This window comes from Streptomyces sp. NPDC031132, from assembly GCF_055570595.1.
Map to the genome: position 1 here is coordinate 82676 of NZ_JBVIGX010000019.1, position 17788 is coordinate 100463.

Genomic DNA, 17788 nt, shown 5'->3' on the forward strand with positions numbered 1-17788 from the left:
GGGAAGCGGAGGGGCAAGCGGCCAGGGGGTCAGGACACCGCCGCCGAGCCCTTCCCCGCCGTGGCGCGGGAGGGTGCCGGGGCGGCGGCCTCCAGGGCGTCCAGGCGCCGCAGGCCGGCCCGCCGTTGGACGACGGACAGCCCCGCGACCGCCACCCCGAGCGCCAGCCAGCCCGCCGGCCCGGCCGCCATCACCGCGCCGGTCAGCAGCAGCGGCCCGGCGGACTTCTGGATGGACTGGGACATGCCCGCCACCCCCAGGTACGAGGCCCTCGCCTCCTGCGGCGCGAGGGAGACGGCCAGCTCCCAGGAGCTCACCGAGCGGATCAGCTCCGCCGCGGTGACCAGCACGGCCGCGGCCAGCAGGGTGATCGAGGCGGCCCAGGCCCCGTGTTCGGGGGTGAGGGCCAGGAGCGTGCAGCAGGCGAGCGTCGTCAGCCCGTACAGCCCGACCGCTCCGGCGGCCTGGCGCGGCGACCGGACCCGCGCCGAGACGGTCAGCTGCAGGGCCACGACGAGCACGGTGTTGATGAAGAGGAAGGCCGGCACCACGGCGTGCGGTGCGTCGGTGTGGTCGACCAGCCACAGCGGCAGCCCGACCCCGAGGATCGAGTCGTCCAGGCACATCGGGATGTCCAGCAGGACGAACCGGAGGTAGCCGCGGTCCCGCCACGGGTTCGCGACGGCCGTCGGACCTGCCGCGGCGGCATCCCCGGTCCCCGCGGTCGCCTGGGCACTCCCGTCGCCGGGGTCGCCGTGCCCGTCCTGCTCGCGCGTGCGCCACACCAGCGCCGCGGCCGCGAGGAACGACAGCGCGTTGCCCAGGATCAGGACCTGGTACGCCTCGCGGGTGCCCACGGCGAGACCGATGGCGGCGATGCCCGCGCCGAGCGCGTAGCCGGCGTTCGCCGCGCTGCGCGACAGCGCCTGGTACGTGGCGCGCTGCTCGCCCGCCGCCCGCGTGGCGAAGAGCATCTCCAGCATCTTGGCCGCCCGCTCGCCGAGGGAGGTGACGGCGACCACGAGCAGCAGCACCTCGAAGCGGGTGATCACGAGCATCGCGCAGACCGTCACGAGGCGCAGCAGGTGACTGCCGATCAGCAGCGCGCGTACGGGGAAGCGGTCGGCCAAGTGGCCGGCCAGCGGGGAGCCGGCGATGCCCGCCACGCCGGCCGCGCCCAGCAGCAGGCCCAGCTGCCGGGCGTCCAGGCCGGCCACGAAGGTGAAGTAGAGGACGCAGGAGGCGGCCCAGACCCCGGTCCCGGTGCGGTCCAGCAGCTGGGCGAACAGCATGATGCGGGCGTCCCGGCCGCCGGGCGGGCGGCGCAACTGCGCCAGCAGTCCGGCTCCGTCCTTCCGGTCCTTCCGGTCCTTCCGGTCCACCGCACCGCGCCGCCAGATCATCCCGCGCCTCCGCATCCCCCGCCAAAGTATCTCGATGTCGAGATACCTTGCGGCAGCCTGCCCGAGATCAATCTTGACGTCAAGATAATTTTTGCGGTGATCGGCAGGCGGCCGGCCGCCTGCTGCCCGCCCGGCGATACGCTGATCCACAGAGGCCGTCGAGGAGGGAACCGTGACCGAGCGCAAGCCGCCGGGCCTCAGTTTCGAGTCCTGGGTGGACCGGCAGATCAGGGAGGCCGCCGAGCGCGGCGAGTTCGAGAAGCTCCCGGGCTACGGCAAGCCGCTGGCCTCGATCGACGCCCCGTACGACGAGCTGTGGTGGATCCGGGACAAGATGCACCGCGAGGGGTTCGCCGCCCTGCCGCCGGCGCTCGCCCTGCGCAAAGAGGCCGAGGACGCCCTGGAGGCGGTCCGGGCGGCCCCCTCGGAGCGCCAGGCGCGATCCGTCCTCGTCGAGATCAACGAGAAGATCCGCGCGGCCCTGCGCATGCCGCCGCCCGGGCCGCCCCTCCAGCTCACCGAATTCGACGTCGACGAGGTGCTCAGGACCTGGCGGGAGAGCCGGAGCGACTGACGGCGCGCCGGACGGCACTCGCGGCTCTCCCGGCTGCGGACCACCGACAGTGCTACAAATGGTTCGTGACCCATCCTTGCAACCCGTGCCGGGGACGTCGGTGCGGTCACTGAGCAAAAAGCGCCCGCGCAGCGTCGCCCGACAGGTATTCGTCCTTCAGGTGGCGATCGTGGTGCTGCTCGCCGCCGGTGCCGTACTGGCCCTCGTACTCCAGTCCCGGCACGACGTGGACCGGGAGGCCCGGACCCGTTCGGTCGCGGTCGCGCAGACCTTCGCCCATTCGCTCGGACTGCGCCAGGCGCTCCTCACCCCCGACCCCTCCAAGATCCTCCAGCCGCTCACCGAGGTGACGCGCAAGGATGCCGGAGTGGACTTCATCGTCGTGATGAACGACCAGGGGATCCGCTACACCCATCCGCTCCCCGACCGCATCGGCAAACAGTTCGTCGGCACCATTGCGCCCTCCTTGGCCGGCCAGGTGTACACCGAGAGCGTGAAGGGACCCCTGGGCCAGGAGATCCAGGCCGTGGTGCCCGTCTTCGCCGACCCCTACAAGGACGGCGGCCGGGTCGTGGCACTGGTGTCGGCCGGCCTCACGGTGAGCAACGTGACCGGTGTGGCCGGCCGGCAACTCCCCGTCATCCTCGGCACCAGCGCGGCGGCCCTCGCCCTGGCCACCGCCGGCGCGGCGCTCATCAGCCGGCGCCTGAACCGCCAGACCCGCGGGCTCGGCCCCCTCGAGATGACCCGGATGTACGAGCACCACGACGCGGTGCTGCACTCCGTACGCGAGGGCGTGCTGATCACCGACGGCGGCGGCCGGCTCCTCCTCGCCAACGACGAGGCGAAACGGCTGCTGCGGCTCCCGCCCGACGCCGAGGGCCAGCACATCCGGGAGCTGTCCGGGCTCGACCGGCAGATGGCCGACCTCCTGCTGTCCGGCCGGGTGGCCACCGACGAGGTGCACGAGGCCGGGGACCGGCTGCTGGTCATCAACCAGCGCCCGACCCGGCCGCGCGGCAGGCCCGAGGGCACGGCCGTCACCATCCGGGACTCCACCGAGATGCAGGTGCTCAGCACCCGGGCCGAGGCGGCCCGCAAACGGCTCAGGCTGCTGTACGACGCGGGCGTCGGCGTCGGCACCACCCTGGACGTCGAGCGGACGGCCCAGGAGCTCGCGGACGTCGCCGTACCCCGGTTCGCGGACTTCGTGACCGTCGACCTGGCCGAGCCCGTACTCCGCGGCGACGAGCCCACCGCCGTCACGGCGGACCTGCGCCGCACCGGGGTCAGCGGCATCCGGGACGACGTCCCCCTCTACCCGAAGGGCAGGGTGATCGACTTCGTGCCCTCGACGCCCCAGGCGCGCGGGCTCAGCAGCGGCCACGCCGAGATGGTGGCCGATCTGGCCGACGCGCCGGGCTGGCACGCCCAGGACCCGCCCCGGGCCCGGGCCATCGTCGAGTTCGGCGTCCATTCCCTGATCACCGCCCCCGTCAAGGCGCGCGGCGTCATCCTCGGGCTGGTCAACTTCTGGCGCTCCGAGAAGGAGCCCTTCGACGAGGAGGACCTGTCACTGGCGGAGGAACTCGTCGCCCGGGCCGGGGTCAGCATCGACAACGCACGCCGCTACACCCGCGAGCACGCCCTGGCCGTGACCCTCCAGCGCAGCCTCCTGCCGCGCGATCTGCCCGAGCAGAGCGCCGTGGAGGTCTCGCACTACTACCTGCCCGCGCAGTCCGGCGTGGGCGGCGACTGGTTCGACGTGATCCCGCTCCCGGGCAGCCGTGTCGCCCTCGTCGTCGGCGACGTCGTCGGGCACGGGCTGCACGCCGCCGCCGCCATGGGCCGGCTGCGTACGGCCGTACTGAACTTCTCGTCCCTGGACCTGCCTCCCGACGAGCTCCTCGCCCGCCTCGACGACCTCGTCCAGTACATCGACCAGAGCGTGGACGGCGGCGGCGTCGAGGGCGGCCTGATCGGCGCCACCTGCCTGTACGCCGTGTACGACGCGGTGACGCAGCGCTGCACGGTGGCCCGGGCGGGCCACATGCCGCCGGCGGTGGTGCGCCCGGACGGCACGGTGGAGATCCCGGAGCTGCCGGCGGGGGCGCCGCTGGGGCTCGGCGGGTTCCCCTTCGAGTCGGCGGAGCTGGACCTGAGCGAGGGCACCCAGCTGGTGCTGTACACCGACGGGCTGATCGAGGAGCGCACCCGCGACATCGACGAGGGGCTCGCGCTGCTCCGCCAGGCCCTGGCGCACGCCGACCGCAAGCCCGAGGAGACCTGCCGGGCGGTCCTGGCGGAGCTGCTGCCGGTGCGCCCGCGCGACGACGTGGCCCTGCTGGTCGCACGGACGTCGGCGCTGTCGGCGGACCGCATCGCCGAATGGGAGGTCCCGTTCGAGCCGAGCGCGGTCGGGGCCATGCGGGCCGTCGCCGTGGAGAAGCTGGAGGAATGGGGCCTGTCGGAGCTCGCCTTCGGCACGGAGCTGGTGCTGAGCGAGCTCATCACCAACGCGATCCGGCACGGCGCCGAGCCGGTCCGCGTACGGCTCCTGCACGACCGGATGCTGACCTGCGAGGTCTTCGACGGCAGCAGCAGCTCGCCGCGGCTGCACTACGCGAAGACCACGGACGAGGGGGGCCGCGGCCTCTTCCTGGTGGCGCAGATCAGCCGGCGCTGGGGAGCCCGGTACACCCCGGAGGGCAAGGTCATCTGGTCCGAGCAGCCCCTCCCGGAACCTGAGGACGGCTGAACCCCCGGCCGTGACCGGCGGCAGGATCGGGTTCCGCCGCCGGCCGAGCCCAGGCCGGCGGGGTCGCCGGGCCGTTCAACGGTGTTCGGCGGACTGCTGGCCGCGGTCGAAGTACGCCACCAGGTCCGGATCGAGCGGCGGCACCCGCCGGGGCGTGCCTGCCGCGCGCAGGGATTCGGTCGCCAGGCAGCCCACCGCGACCGCCATGCGGGCCGCGACCGGCGAGGTGTCCGTGGCTCCGCCGTGGCGTACGAAGCGCAGGAACTCGTCGATGAGGAGGGGGTCGGCGCCGCCGTGCCCGCCGGCGGCCGCCGCGTCCGGGACGGCGTGGGCGGCGTCCGGCTCGGCCCGGTATCCGGAGCGCCGGCTGTTCCAGACCCGGACCTCGGCGCCCGGGCCGTCGCCGAAGTTCTCCAGGCGCCCGGCATCTCCGATGACGGTGTAGTTGCGCCAGTAGTCGGGGCTGAAATGGCACTGCTGGTAGGCGGCGAGCACGCCGTTGGCGAGGCGGAGGTTGAGCAGCGAGACGTCCTCGACGTCGATGACCGGGTTGAGGCCGCGCTGGGTGTGCGGGGGCCAGTGTCCGTCTTTCGTGTACCAGTCCTCGCCCTTGGGTTCGCCGGGCGCCCGGCGGTGCGGGTTGTCGCCGTAGACCATCAGGTCGCCCATCGCCTGGACGTCGTCGGTGTAGGCGCCTGCCAGCCAGTGCAGGACGTCGATGTCGTGCGCGGCCTTCTGGAGCAGCAGGCCGGTGGTGTACCGGCGCTCGGCGTGCCAGTCCTTGAAGTACCAGTCGCCGCCGTAGCCCACGAAGTGCCGGACCCAGACGGTCCTGACCCGGCCGATCTCGCCTGCCGCGATCAGCGCGCGCATCGTCCGCACCACGGGCATGTGCCGCATGTTGTGCCCCACGTAGAGCCGGGTGCCCGTCGCGCGGGCGGTGCGCAGGATCGCGTCGCAGCGGTCCACGGAGATGTCGAGCGGCTTCTCGACGAAGACGGGCTTGCGGGCGACGAGCGCCTGGCAGGCCAGGTCGGCGTGGGTGTGGTCGGGGGTCAGCACGAGGACGGCGTCGACCTCGGGGTCCTCGATCACCGCCCGGTGCCCGGCGGTGACGTACGCGCCCGGGAAGGCCGCGGCGGCAGCCGCCCTGGCCCGCGGATCGGGGTCCGCGACCGCGGTGACCTCCGACCCGCGGCCGGGCCGGTGTGCCGTGCGCGCGATGCTGCCGCGCAGCCCGAATCCGAGGACGCCGATGCGAAGGTCAGTCATGGCCGACTCCCTTCCCGTCCGGGCCGCGTTCATCCGCCCGGCGGAGCACCGGATGCCGCCCGTGCCCCGCCGGGGCAGGCTGTGGGCAAGGCCCAGCCATCACCGCACAGACGAGGACCGCGCCATGTCCCACAGCCGGCGTATCGGCGTCACCACCGCGGCCGCAGCACTTCTGCTGACCGCCACCGCCTGCTCGGGCCTGGGCCGGAGCACCGTCGGCATGCTCACCTTCCGCGGCCACGACTCGCCGGTCGAGCTGAGCTACTCGAACACCCTGGTGACGGGATGCCACACGATCGCCCTCCCGAGGGGGGCCACCCACGTCGAGAACAACACCCTCGTCGACGTCGTCCTGTACCGGACGCTGGACTGCAAGAAGATCGACGGGGCCGATGGCATCTACGTGGGCACCACGCTCTCGAACGTGACGGCCCCGGTCAGCCTCCCCTGGCGCAGCTTCAGCGTCATCCACTGACGCGGCCGGCAGCAGGGCGTCACGGCGCCAGGGCTCCGACCGTGGGGGCCACCGTCCCGAAGAGGTCGGCGATCGTGGTGAGGCTCGCCGACTGGAGGGTGGCGGCGGGGACCGGCGTGCCGTCGGGCGCGGTCAGTGCGCGCGTCGCGGTGGCCTCGGCGACGACGGTCGGGCGGTAGCCCAGGTTGAAGGCGCCCTGGGCGGTGAACGTGACGCACATGTGGGTCATGAAACCTGCGATCACCAGGTCCTGTCCGGTGCCCAGCCCCCGGAGGGTCTTCTCCAGCTCGGTGGCGTGGAAGGCGTTCGGGAACTGCTTGACCACGACCGGCTCCCCGTCGCGCGGCGCGACCTCGGCGCTGATGGCGCCGATCTCGGCCCGGATGTCGTACGGGGTCCCCTCGCCGCCGTCGTTGACGATGTGGATGACGGGCGTGCCGGCGGCGCGGGCCGCGGCCAGCAGGCGGGCGCCCGCCGCCAGGGCCTGCTCGGCGCCCTCCAGGGCCATCACGCCGGAGCGGTAGGTGTTCTGGAAGTCGACCATGATCAGGACGGACTCGGCCAGGCTGGGCAGCGTACCGGGCAGGCCGATCACGTCGCGCAGGGTCTTGGATGCAGTCGTTGCAGTGGATGCAGTGGATGCAGTGGATGCAGACATGCTGAAGCGTCCTTCTCGTGGGAAACGGGCACGGCGAAGCCGCGCTCCGGCGCGCAATCGCGCCGGGCAGTCAGTGGGTTGAGGCGGTCAGTGGGCCGTGCGGAAGCGGCGCCGGTACGCGGCCGGGGTCGTGGCGATCTGCTTGCGGAAGGCCCGGTGCAGGGTCTCCACCGAGCCCAGGCCGGCGGCCGCGGCGACCTGTTCCAGGGGCTGGTCGGTGGTCTCGAGCAGCCGGCGGGCGGCTTCCACCCGTACCGCTTCCACGTAGGCGGCGGGGCTGGTGCCCAGCTCCTTGCGGAAGGTCCGGGCGAAATGGCGCTCGCTCATGGACATCCGGGCCGCGAGGGCGGCCGCGGAGAGGTCCGCGCCGAGGTGTTCGGTGATGTGGACCCGCAGTGCGTCGATGTCCCTGCGGGTGGCCGCCGGGCGGCTGAGCGGAACGCTGAACTGGCTCTGGCCGCCCTGTCTCTTGAGGTACATGACCAGCTGTCGGGCGACCACGAGGGCCAGTTCCTCGCCGTGGTCCTCGGCCACCAGGGCCAGCGTCAGGTCCATGCAGGCGCTGATCCCGGCCCCGGTCCACACCCGGCCCGACCGGACGAAGATCGGGTCCGGATCGACCTCGACCCGCGGGTGGTCGGCCGCCAGCTGGGCGGCGGTGGACCAGTGGGTGGTGGCCCGGCGCCCGTCGAGCAGGCCGGCGGCGGCCAGCAGGTGGGCGCCGACGCACACCGACGCCACGCGCCGGGCGTGCGGGGCGGTGGTCGCGATCCACCGGACCACCTCGTCGTCGACGCGCGCGACCGGGGGGCCGTCCTCCTTCAGCTCGACGGCGCCCGGCACCACGAGGGTGTCCACGGCGGCGCCGACCTCGGCGAACGACAGGTCGGTGACCAGTCGGACGCCGGCCGAGGTGGTGACGTGGCCGCCGTCCGGGCCGGCCAGGCGTACGTCGTACAGCCGGCGCCCGGCCTCCCGGCTCGCGAGGGCGAAGACCTCGGCGGGGCCGGTGACGTCGAGCAGGTCGACATCGGGGAAGACCGCGATCACGACGCGGTGGGGCGTGGACATGCGTCCATCCTGGCCGGGCGGGCAGGTGTCCGCAATGACGGTTGTCTGTCACATCCGGACACCGCGGGTGCCGACTGGAGCATGCATCGTGCGGCGCGGATGATGGAGGGGCACGAGGTCCGGGGGGCTCACGACGCCGGACACGGGACGGTGACGCAATCATGTCCGCGAACGTTTCTTCGTATCGCTCGGTCCGGGTGAGTGCCGATCTGGACAGCCCGCTGTCGCGCTGGCTGTGGCTGGTCAAGTGGATCCTGGCGATCCCGCACTACATCGTGCTGCTGTTCCTGTGGATCGCCTTCGTCGTGGTCAGCGTGATCGCGTTCTTCGCGATCCTGTTCACCGAGCGCTACCCGCGCGGCCTGTTCGACTTCAACGTCGGCGTGCTCCGCTGGTCGTGGCGGGTCTCGTACTACGCGTACGGGGCCCTGGCCACCGACCGGTACCCGCCCTTCAGCCTCGGCCCCGAGCCCGGCTATCCGGCGCGCCTCGAGATCGCCTACCCGGAGCGCCTGTCCCGGCCGCTGGTCCTGGTCAAGTGGTGGCTCTTCGCGATCCCCCACTACCTGGTCATCGCCTTCTTCACCGGCGGCATGCGCCACGGCTGGTGCGCCGGCGGCGGTCTGATCACGCTGCTGGCGATCATCGCGGCCGTGGTGCTCGCCTTCACCGCCACGTACCCGCGTGACGTGTTCGACCTGATCGTGGGCCTGCAGCGGTGGGTGCTGCGCGTCGCCGCGTACGCCGCGCTCATGACGGACGAGTACCCGCCGTTCCGGCTCGACCAGGGCGGCGACGACCCGGCGCCCGCCCCGGCCTCGGCCCCCACTCCCACCGCCTGGCCCTGAACCGAGGCGGACCCGGGCTGAGCGGTGAACCACCGTTCCCCCAGGCCCTGTTGTGGTGCGCGACACATACGGTTTTGTCCGGTGATGCCAATTCCCGGCGCCCTTCTGCAGCTGCCTGGAGAAGGGGTGCGACGATGAGCCCGCCATGACCCGGGGACGATCTTGTCGCGCGGTACGGGCTGCGGTGTTCGCAGCCACCTGCGTGCTGCTCGCCGCCCTCGCCGTCCGGCAGGCCGCACCGCTCACCGGCCCGCCGCGCGCCGCGCAGTCGCAGTGCGTGCGCGGCTCCGGATCCCGGATTCCCAGAAGGACAACAGGCGATGACCCCTGCCCTCCCTCCCCGTCCGAGCGCCGCCGAGACGACGACGGCGGCCCCCGCACGCCGTACGGGCGGTGCGGACGAGCCGGCCACCCTGCTGGCGCTCGCCGCGCGCGACGGCGACCCCGACGCGGTGGACCGCTTCGTACGCGTCCTGCACCGCGATGTCCGGCGCTACGTCGCGTACCTGAGCGCCGATCCGCAGGCGGCGGACGACCTGACGCAGGAGACGTTCCTGCGCGCCCTCGGCAGCCTGCACCGTTTCGAGGGCCGCTCCTCCGCCCGCACCTGGCTGCTGTCCATCGCCCGCCGCACCGTCATCGACAGCCTCCGCCACAAGGCGGCCCGCCCCAGGATCTCGGACCGGGACGACTGGCAGGCCGCGGCCGAACGGACGCAACCCCGCGGCCTGCCCGGGTTCGAGGACGGGATCGCCCTCACCGAGCTGCTGGGCACGATCCCCGCCGAACGCCGTGTCGTCTTCGTCCTCACGCAGATCCTGGGCCTCCCCTACGCCGAGGCGGCGACCGCCCTCGGCTGCCCGGTCGGCACGATCCGCTCCCGGCTGGCCCGCGCCCGTACGTCGCTCATGGAGCTCCTCACGGACGCCGAGACACCGGTCCTCGCGGCTTCGGCCGCCTGACCACCACCGGCCGGGGCACCGACCCTGCCCCGGCCCCCGACTTCCCGTTCCTCACCCGCCCTTCAGCCGCCGGACGACCTCGTCGGACACGCGCCGCTGGAGGTCGGCGAGTTGCTCGGGGGTGTACGCGGTCAGGTCGCCGGGGGTCCCGGGGCCTCCCGTGCCCTGGTCCTTCTGTTTCTGTTTCTCCTGCTCCCTGCGCTGGAGTTCCTGCTCCTCCGGCGATCCGGGTGCCGCGTACGCGCACCGGATGAGCGCTCCGTCGGCGGCCTTCAGGCAGGTCGCCTCGCGCCCGTCCGGTTGGCCCTTGCCCTCCACCCGGTAGCGGATGTTCTGCTCGCTGCCGACCGTGGCGGTCCAGGTGCTGCCGCCGGTGGGGACGACCTCGAAGACCCTGTCGTCGTTGTAGCAGCAGACGTCCCGGTACTCGGCCTTGATCAGCGCGACGAGCGCCTTCGGCGAGGACCACGTCGGACTGAGCCGGTGGACGGTCATCGGGGCGAGCCCGCCGCCCTGATGGCGGGTCGGCGCGGTCGAGACGGCCACCACCGAGCTGGCCTCCCCCTGCGGGGTGAGGGGCGTGACGTACGCGCTGTTCCCGGTCGCGTCGCGGTACTGGAGGGTGAACTCGGACTCGTTGCCCTCGTTGGCGCCGTCCTCGGACGCGTCCCATCCGCTGCGTTCGAACCACCAGTCGCTGAAGCTGCCGACCGCGGCCGTTCCCTCCCGCTGCCGGGCCGCGAGGCTCAGCGGATAGGACGGGCCGGGCACCGCGGCCGTGTCGTCGGTGAGGGTGAGCTTCCCGGTCCGCCCGTCGTAGAGCGCGAGCCCGGCGGGCCGTTCGGTGACCACCAGGATCCCGGTCTGGCGCTTGAGGGGGACGACCACGATCGGGGTGTCGCCCGAGCAGGTCACGTACGCGTCGTCGGCCTCGAAGCGCAGCCAGCGCTTCTGTGCCGAGATCTTCCGGCCGAGGTTGTGGGTGAACCAGCCGCCGATCCGCGCGTCGGCCCTCTCCACGTCGAACGAACAGCGTTGCCGGCTCCGGCTGTTGCCGCCGAGCGGAATGTCCTGCACCAGGCCGACCTCGTAGCCGGACAGCCAGCCCCGCCGTTCGACCAGGGTCGCGAACCGGTCCGAGTCGGGCAGGTACGTGATGTCGGAGATCTCGCCGGTGACATCGCCGAGGTGCGGCGCGGCCTGTGCCTTCCCGACCACGTAGGGTGCCCGGGCCGCCAGTTCGGGCACCGGCCCGGCCACGACCTGCACGCTCTGCATGTACGCGCGATCCTGGAGGTAGGAGCCGTACACCAGCCACCAGATCGCGATGCCCAGCCCGAGGACGCCGCCCAGCCATCCGAGGGCCACCGCCGCGCCCCCGCTCCGCCGGCCCGCACCGCCCCGCTCGTCCCGTTTTCCCCGGAGCACCTTCATCACCAGCCACAGCAGGGTGACGAGGGCGGCGGCCAGCAGCGGCGCGGCCAACCACGAGAGGATCTTCCGGATTTCCCAGACCATGATCGTGGTGGCGTACGAGGCCCACCAGAAGAACAGACCCAGCAGGAGAACGGGTATCCCCACGCGCAGTGCCCGACCCATGAGCGCCCCCCGACGTCGACTTGCCCGATTTCACTCGCTCGACCGTGTAGCGCGTGTGTACCCCGCTCCGGGGTCGGCCAGTCACCCAGCGCATCCGCCACGGGCGCCACTGCCATACCGTCCCTTCTCCGCCACCGGCAAGGCTTCAGCGGGAAAATCCTTGATGGCGCACTAGACTGGCCGGTTGTTTGGCGCTGGACCGGAACAACCCGGGCAAACCTGGGCTCCGCCGGCGACCCGGACCTTCTTCCGGGACCGAGACGCGAGGGCCGATGGCAGCCACACCTGAGCGCGGTGAAATGACCCTGCTCGACGACGGGGAGCCGTACGACGAGTCCGGCAAGTCCGCCCGGTTCTCGGCCGGGCCCGCCGCCCCGACGCGCACCCTCGTGGACGTCTTCGAGGCCTCCGTACGGGCCTGCCCCGACGAGCTCGCCCTGGACGACGGCACCGCCCGGCTGACCTACCGGGCGCTGGCCGTCGAGGTGGAACGCCGCAGGCGCGCCCTCGAGGCCGCCGGGGTGGGCCTCGGCGACCGGGTCGGCGTACGCGTGCCGTCCGGGACCAACGAGCTGTACACGGCCGTCCTCGCCGTGCTCGCCGCGGGCGCCGCCTACGTGCCGGTCGACGCCGAGGACCCGGACGAGCGGGCCGAGCTGGTCTTCGCCGAGGCCGGAGTGCGGGCGGTGCTCGGCGCCGGGGGGCGCATCGACGCCACCGGCCTCGCGGACGCTGCCGTGTCCGCCGCCCGGCCCGGCCCCGAGCACGACGCGTGGATCATCTTCACCTCCGGTTCCACCGGAAAGCCCAAGGGCGTCGCCGTCAGCCACCGCAGCGCCGCCGCGTTCGTGGACGCCGAGGCCGCGCTGTTCCTCACCGAGGAGCCCATCGGCCCCGGCGACCGGGTGATGGCCGGCCTGTCCGTCGCCTTCGACGCCTCCTGCGAGGAGATGTGGCTGGCCTGGCGCTACGGCGCCTGCCTCGTACCCGTCCCCCGCTCCCAGGTGCGCAGCGGCGCCGACCTCGGCCCCTGGCTGGTGGAGCAGGAGATCACCGTGGTCTCCACCGTGCCGACCCTGGCCGCGCTGTGGGAACCGGAGGCCCTCAACGAGGTCCGGCTGCTGATCTTCGGCGGTGAGGCCTGCCCGCCCGAGCTGACCCAGCGCCTGGTCACCGAGGGCCGGGAGGTCTGGAACACGTACGGCCCCACCGAGGCCACCGTCGTCGCCTGTGCCTCGCTCCTGACCGGCGAGGAGCCGATCCGGATCGGCCTCCCGCTCAACGGCTGGGAACTGGCCGTGGTAGACGAGTCCGGCGAGCCGGTGCCGATGGGCGGCAGCGGCCAGCTGGTGATCGGCGGCGTCGGCCTGGCCCGCTACCTCGATCCCGAGAAGGACGCCGAGAAGTACGCCCCGCTGGAATCCCTCGGCTGGGAGCGCGCCTACCGCAGCGGCGACCTGGTGCGCGCGGAACCGGAGGGGCTGGTCTTCCTCGGCCGCGGCGACGAGCAGATCAAGCTCGGCGGCCGCCGCATCGAGCTGGGCGAGGTGGACGCCGCGCTCCAGGCCCTGCCGGGCGTCGCCGGCGCCGCCGCCGCCGTCCGTACGGCGCGCAGCGGAAACCAGCTGCTCGTCGGCTACCTGGTCGCCCAGGAGGGCTGGGACCACGCGGCGGCCGTCGAGCGGCTGCGCGCCGAGCTGCCCGCGGCCCTCGTACCCCTCCTCGCCCCGGTCGCCGAGCTGCCGACCCGCACCTCCGGCAAGGTGGACCGCGACGCGCTGCCCTGGCCGCTGCCCGAGCTGGAGACCCCGGGCCCGGCGGAGCAGCTGTACGGCACCGAGGCCTGGCTCGCCGAGCAGTGGAGCGAGACCCTCGGCGTGGCCGTCACGAGCGCCGCCGACGACTTCTTCGCGATCGGCGGCAGCAGTCTCGCCGCCGCGCAGCTCACCACCCGGCTGCGTACCCGCTACCCGCGGGCGGCCGTCCTCGACATCTACCAGCAGCCGACCCTGCGCAAGCTGGCCCGGCGGCTGGAGAAGTCCGTACGGGACGACGACGCGGCCCGGACCGTCGCGCCCGTTCCGCTGCGGACGAAGGTGGTGCAGTCGCTCCTGCTGCTGCCGCTGTTCACCCTGGTGGGTCTGCGCTGGACGGTGGCGCTGCTGGCCCTGGGCAACGCGCTGCACTGGTTCGGCGCGTATCCGTGGGCGCCGACCGCCTCGTGGTGGTTCGTCGTCCCCGGTGCGGCGCTGCTCTTCAGCCCGCCGGGCCGGCTCGCGATCGCGGCCGGCGGCGCGCGGCTGCTGCTGCGCGGGGTGAAGGCGGGGCGCCACCCGCGCGGCGGAAGCGTGCACCTGAGGCTGTGGACGGCCGAGCGGCTGGCCGAGTACGTCGGCGCGACGGCGCTCACCGGTTCCTGGCTGGAGCGGTACGCGCGGGCGCTCGGTGCCAAGGTCGGCCCCGAGGTGGACCTCCACTCGCTGCCGCCGGTGACGGGCATGCTCAAGCTCGGCCGCGGCTGCGCCGTGGAGTCCGAGGTGGACCTCTGCGGGCACTGGCTGGACGGGGACCGGCTCGAGATCGGCCCGGTCAAGGTCGGCACGGGCGCGGTGGTCGGCACCCGCAGCATCCTGTTCCCCGGTGCGCGGGTCGGCAAGCGGGCCGAGGTGGCCCCCGGCTCGGCCGTGGTCGGGCAGATCCCGACCGGCCAGCGCTGGGCCGGCGCGCCCGCCGTGAAGCTCGGCAGGGCCAAGCGGAACTGGCCCAAGGAGCGCCCGCCGCGCGGGCTCCCCTGGCGGGCCGCCTACGGGGCGGCCGGCTTCGGTCTGACGGCGCTGCCCGTGCTCTCCACCCTGCCCGCGCTGCTCGTGCTGAGCCGGTTCGTGCCCGCCGGCGCCGGGCTGGTGGAGGCCCTGCGCGGAGCCCTGATCGCCGTGGTGCCCGGGGCGCTGGCGTACGGGTTCACGTACGCGCTGCTCCTGCTGGTCTCCGTACGACTGCTCAGCCTCGGGCTGCGCACCGGGACCCATCCGACGCACAGCCGGATCGGCTGGCAGGCCTGGACCGTCACCCAGCTGATGGACCTGTCCCGCGAGACGCTCTTCCCGCTGTACGCCGGGCTGATCACACCGGTGTGGCTGCGGCTGCTCGGCATGAAGATCGGCCGGGGCGCGGAGGTGTCCACCGTGCTCGCGCTGCCGAGCCTCACCACCGTCGGCGAAGGCGCGTTCCTCGCCGACGACACCCTGACCGCGCCCTACGAGCTGGGCGGCGGCTGGATGCGGATCGGCCACTCCGAGATCGGCCGCCGGGCGTTCCTCGGCAACTCCGGCATGACCGCGCCGGGCCGCACCGTGCCGGACGACGGGCTGGTCGGCGTGCTGTCGGCGACCCCGAAGAAGGCCAAGAAGGGCAGTTCGTACCTGGGCCTGCCGCCGGTCCGGCTGCCGCGGTCCGCCGCCGACGCCGACCAGAGCCGGACGTACGACCCGCCCGCGCGGCTGCTGTGGGCGCGCGGACTGGTGGAGCTGTGCCGGATGGTCCCGGTGTTCTGCTCGGCCGCGCTGGCCGTCCTGACCCTGGCGGCGCTCTGCGCACTGAGCACCGCGAGCGGGCTCGGGACCTGGCAGGCCGCGCTGCTGTCCGGCGCGGTCCTGCTGAGCGCCGGTCTGGCCGCGGGCGCGGTCTCCGTGGCGGCGAAGTGGCTGCTCGTGGGCCGGCACCGGGCGGGCGAGCACCCGCTGTGGAGCAGCTTCGTATGGCGCAACGAGCTGGCCGACACCTTCGTCGAGGTGCTGGCCGTGCCGTGGCTGGCCGGACCGGTGCCCGGTACGCCGCTGCTGAACCTGTGGCTGCGCGGGCTCGGGGCGCGGATCGGCCGGGGCGTATGGTGCGAGAGCTACTGGCTGCCCGAGACGGACCTGGTGGTACTGGGCGATGCGGTCAGCGTGAATCGTGGCTGCGTGTTGCAGACGCACCTCTTCCACGACCGGATCTTGAGGACGGATACTGTGGTCCTCTGCGAGGGCGCCACCCTGGGCCCGGGCGGAATCGTCCTGCCCGGAAGCACGGTCGGGGCCCACAGCACACTGGGTCCGGCCTCTCTCGTGATGGCCGGGGAATCCGTCCCCGCCGACACGCGGTGGCTGGGCAACCCGATCGAGGCATGGCGGGCCTGACGAGGGCCCGGGCACAGCGCAGGGAGCGGAAGCGGCAATGAGCGGCCAGAGAACAGCGGCATCGGACCCGTACTTCCCTGACAACGGAGACTCCCGTTACCGCGTGCACCGGTACGAACTCGCTCTGGAGTACCGTCCCGGCCCCAACCGGCTGGCCGGGACGGCCCGGCTCAGTGCGATCGCCGGGCGGGCGCCGCTCACCGAGTTCCACCTGAACCTGGCCGAGTTCAAGATAGGCCGGGTTCTGGTGAACGGCCGGGTGCCCCATTACACGCACCGGGGCGGAAAGCTCCGCATCCGGCCGGCCAAGCCGCTGCCCGCCGGCGCCGCCTTCACCGTGGAGGTGCACTGGGCGGGCAATCCCAAGCCGGTCCGCAGCCCCTGGGGCGGTCTCGGCTGGGAGGAGCTGAGCGACGGCGCGCTGGTGGCGAGCCAGCCGGTCGGTGCGCCCTCCTGGTACCCGTGCAACGACCGGCCCGCCGACAAGGCCTCGTACCAGATCTCGGTCAACACCCCGTCCGCCTACACGGTGGTGGCCGGCGGCCGGCTGCTCACCCGGACGACCAGGGCCAGCACGACCACCTGGGTGTACGAGCAGCCCGCGCCGACCTCCAGCTACCTGGTCGGGCTGTCCATCGGCATGTACCAGACGGTCCTGCTCGGCGACCCCGGGCTCGGCGGTGTTCCGCAGAGCGCCCACGTACCGGCGCACCTGCTGCCGCAGTTCTCCCGCGACTTCGCCCGGCAGCCCGCCATGATGCAGCTGTTCGAGGAGCTGTTCGGGCCCTACCCCTTCGGGGAGTACGCGGTGGTCGTCGCCGACGAGGAACTCGACGTCCCGGTGGAGGCCCAGGGCCTCTCCCTGTTCGGCGCCAACCACGTGGACGGCGGGCGCGGTTCGGAGCGTCTGGTGGCCCACGAGCTCGCGCACCAGTGGTTCGGCAACAGCGTGACCATCGCCGACTGGCGGCACATCTGGCTGAACGAGGGCTTCGCGAAGTACGCCGAGTGGCTCTGGTCGGAACGTTCCGGCGGCCGCACCGCGCACGCGCTGGCGGCCGCCGCGCACCGGCTGCTGGCCTCGCTGCCACTGGACCTGCGCCTCGTCGACCCGGGCCGCAAGCTGATGTTCGACGACCGGCTGTACCAGCGCGGGGGGCTCGCCCTGCACGCGGTCCGCTGCGCCCTGGGGGACGGCCCGTTCTTCCGCATGCTGCGCGACTGGGCCGGCATGCACCGCCACGGTGTGGTGACCACCGCGGGCTTCACCCAGCACGCGGCCCGCTATGCGGACGAACCGCTGGACGACCTGTTCTCGGCCTGGCTGTACGAGCCGGCGCTCCCGCCGCTGCCCTCGCCGCCCGCGCGGCCGGCGACACCGGCGAAGCCCGCGTACCCGCCCACGAACGGCGGGTCCTCGCGCCGCGGCCGGACCTCCGCCTGACGCGGGTCCGGCCCTGCGCCGCTGGTGCGGCGCAGGGCCGGTTCGCCCCGTCGCTGCCGGTCAGCCGGCTGCCTTGCGCATGTGCGCCTCGGCGCGCTGCTCGAACTCGTCCGGGGACACGTCCTCGATGTGGGTGGCTATCGTCCACCGGTGGCCGAACGGGTCCATGACCTGCCCCGCCCGATCGCCGAAGAAGTGGTCCTGGACTTCTCGCTGCTGCTTCGCCCCGGCCCGCAGGGCACGGGCGAAGGTGGCGTCGACGTCCTCGACGAACAGGTACAGCGTGACCGGGGTGCCGCCGACGGAGTGGGGGCCCAGCAGGCCGGCTTCCCGCAGCTCGTCGGACAGCATCACGATCGTGCCGCCGATCTGGATCTGTGCGTGCATGATCTTGCCGTTGGGAGCGGTGGAGCGGGCCAGTTCCTTCGCACCGAAGGCCTCGGTGTAGAAGGCGATCGCCTCGCTCGCCCCGTCGACGGACAGGTAGGCCGTCAGCTCCGCGTACCCGTCCGGGATTGCTTTGACCATTCTTGACCTCCGTGATCT

13 protein-coding genes are annotated in these 17788 nt (G+C 73.1%); 7 read left to right on the forward strand and 6 right to left on the reverse strand.

Features of this window, described 5'->3' with window-relative positions:
* Positions 1 to 29 precede the first annotated feature (29 nt).
* Positions 30 to 1403: an MFS transporter gene (locus ACZ49B_RS25530; protein WP_468310067.1), complete on the reverse strand. Its 1374-nt coding sequence runs from the start codon at positions 1401 to 1403 to the stop codon at positions 30 to 32.
* Positions 1404 to 1575: 172 nt separating this feature from the next.
* On the opposite strand from ACZ49B_RS25530, the gene ACZ49B_RS25535 reads away from it, so the two are divergent.
* Positions 1576 to 1977 (forward strand): DnaJ family domain-containing protein, encoded by a 402-nt coding sequence (locus ACZ49B_RS25535; protein WP_468310068.1) that lies wholly within the window; start codon positions 1576 to 1578, stop codon positions 1975 to 1977.
* A gap of 58 nt (positions 1978 to 2035) precedes the next feature.
* Entirely contained in the window at positions 2036 to 4735 is a 2700-nt protein-coding gene (locus ACZ49B_RS25540; protein ID WP_468310071.1) for a SpoIIE family protein phosphatase, read from the forward strand.
* Between the two features lie 75 nt (positions 4736 to 4810).
* Here ACZ49B_RS25540 and ACZ49B_RS25545 read toward each other — a convergent pair whose 3' ends face one another.
* Positions 4811 to 6007, reverse strand: a complete 1197-nt coding sequence (locus ACZ49B_RS25545) for a Gfo/Idh/MocA family protein (RefSeq protein WP_468310074.1) — start codon at positions 6005 to 6007, stop codon at positions 4811 to 4813.
* 124 nt (positions 6008 to 6131) lie between these two features.
* Here ACZ49B_RS25545 and ACZ49B_RS25550 point away from each other — a divergent pair, with 124 nt between their 5' ends.
* The gene (locus ACZ49B_RS25550) at positions 6132 to 6482 is read left to right on the forward strand and encodes a hypothetical protein (protein WP_468310077.1); all 351 of its coding nucleotides are present in this window, start codon (positions 6132 to 6134) and stop codon (positions 6480 to 6482) included.
* Positions 6483 to 6501: 19 nt separating this feature from the next.
* On the opposite strand, the gene ACZ49B_RS25555 is transcribed toward ACZ49B_RS25550, so the two are convergent.
* Together ACZ49B_RS25555 and ACZ49B_RS25560 are read right to left on the reverse strand one after the other, a co-directional pair.
* A complete protein-coding gene (locus ACZ49B_RS25555; protein WP_468310080.1) occupies positions 6502 to 7140 on the reverse strand; it encodes an isochorismatase family protein in 639 nt (212 codons plus the stop codon).
* Positions 7141 to 7227: 87 nt separating this feature from the next.
* Entirely contained in the window at positions 7228 to 8211 is a 984-nt protein-coding gene (locus tag ACZ49B_RS25560; protein ID WP_468310083.1) for a GlxA family transcriptional regulator, read from the reverse strand.
* Between the two features lie 161 nt (positions 8212 to 8372).
* Here ACZ49B_RS25560 and ACZ49B_RS25565 point away from each other — a divergent pair, with 161 nt between their 5' ends.
* Both ACZ49B_RS25565 and ACZ49B_RS25570 read left to right on the forward strand, forming a co-directional pair.
* The gene (locus tag ACZ49B_RS25565; RefSeq protein ID WP_468310086.1) at positions 8373 to 9059 is read left to right on the forward strand and encodes a DUF4389 domain-containing protein; all 687 of its coding nucleotides are present in this window, start codon (positions 8373 to 8375) and stop codon (positions 9057 to 9059) included.
* A 320-nt stretch (positions 9060 to 9379) separates the two neighbouring features.
* Complete coding sequence (locus tag ACZ49B_RS25570) at positions 9380 to 10021, forward strand: sigma-70 family RNA polymerase sigma factor (protein WP_468310088.1); 642 nt, start codon at positions 9380 to 9382, stop codon at positions 10019 to 10021.
* A gap of 51 nt (positions 10022 to 10072) precedes the next feature.
* Here the strand turns inward: ACZ49B_RS25570 and ACZ49B_RS25575 are convergent, their stop codons facing one another.
* Positions 10073 to 11620, reverse strand: a complete 1548-nt coding sequence (locus tag ACZ49B_RS25575; protein ID WP_468310091.1) for a hypothetical protein — start codon at positions 11618 to 11620, stop codon at positions 10073 to 10075.
* Between the two features lie 272 nt (positions 11621 to 11892).
* On the opposite strand from ACZ49B_RS25575, the gene ACZ49B_RS25580 reads away from it, so the two are divergent.
* Complete coding sequence (locus ACZ49B_RS25580) at positions 11893 to 15798, forward strand: Pls/PosA family non-ribosomal peptide synthetase (RefSeq protein WP_468310094.1); 3906 nt, start codon at positions 11893 to 11895, stop codon at positions 15796 to 15798.
* 37 nt (positions 15799 to 15835) lie between these two features.
* Positions 15836 to 17242: a M1 family metallopeptidase gene (locus tag ACZ49B_RS25585; RefSeq protein ID WP_468310096.1), complete on the forward strand. Its 1407-nt coding sequence runs from the start codon at positions 15836 to 15838 to the stop codon at positions 17240 to 17242.
* Between the two features lie 60 nt (positions 17243 to 17302).
* Here the strand turns inward: ACZ49B_RS25585 and ACZ49B_RS25590 are convergent, their stop codons facing one another.
* Positions 17303 to 17770 carry a VOC family protein gene (locus tag ACZ49B_RS25590; protein WP_468310099.1) on the reverse strand — a complete coding sequence of 156 codons (468 nt, stop codon included), beginning with the start codon at positions 17768 to 17770 and terminating at the stop codon, positions 17303 to 17305.
* Positions 17771 to 17788: the final 18 nt, after the last annotated feature.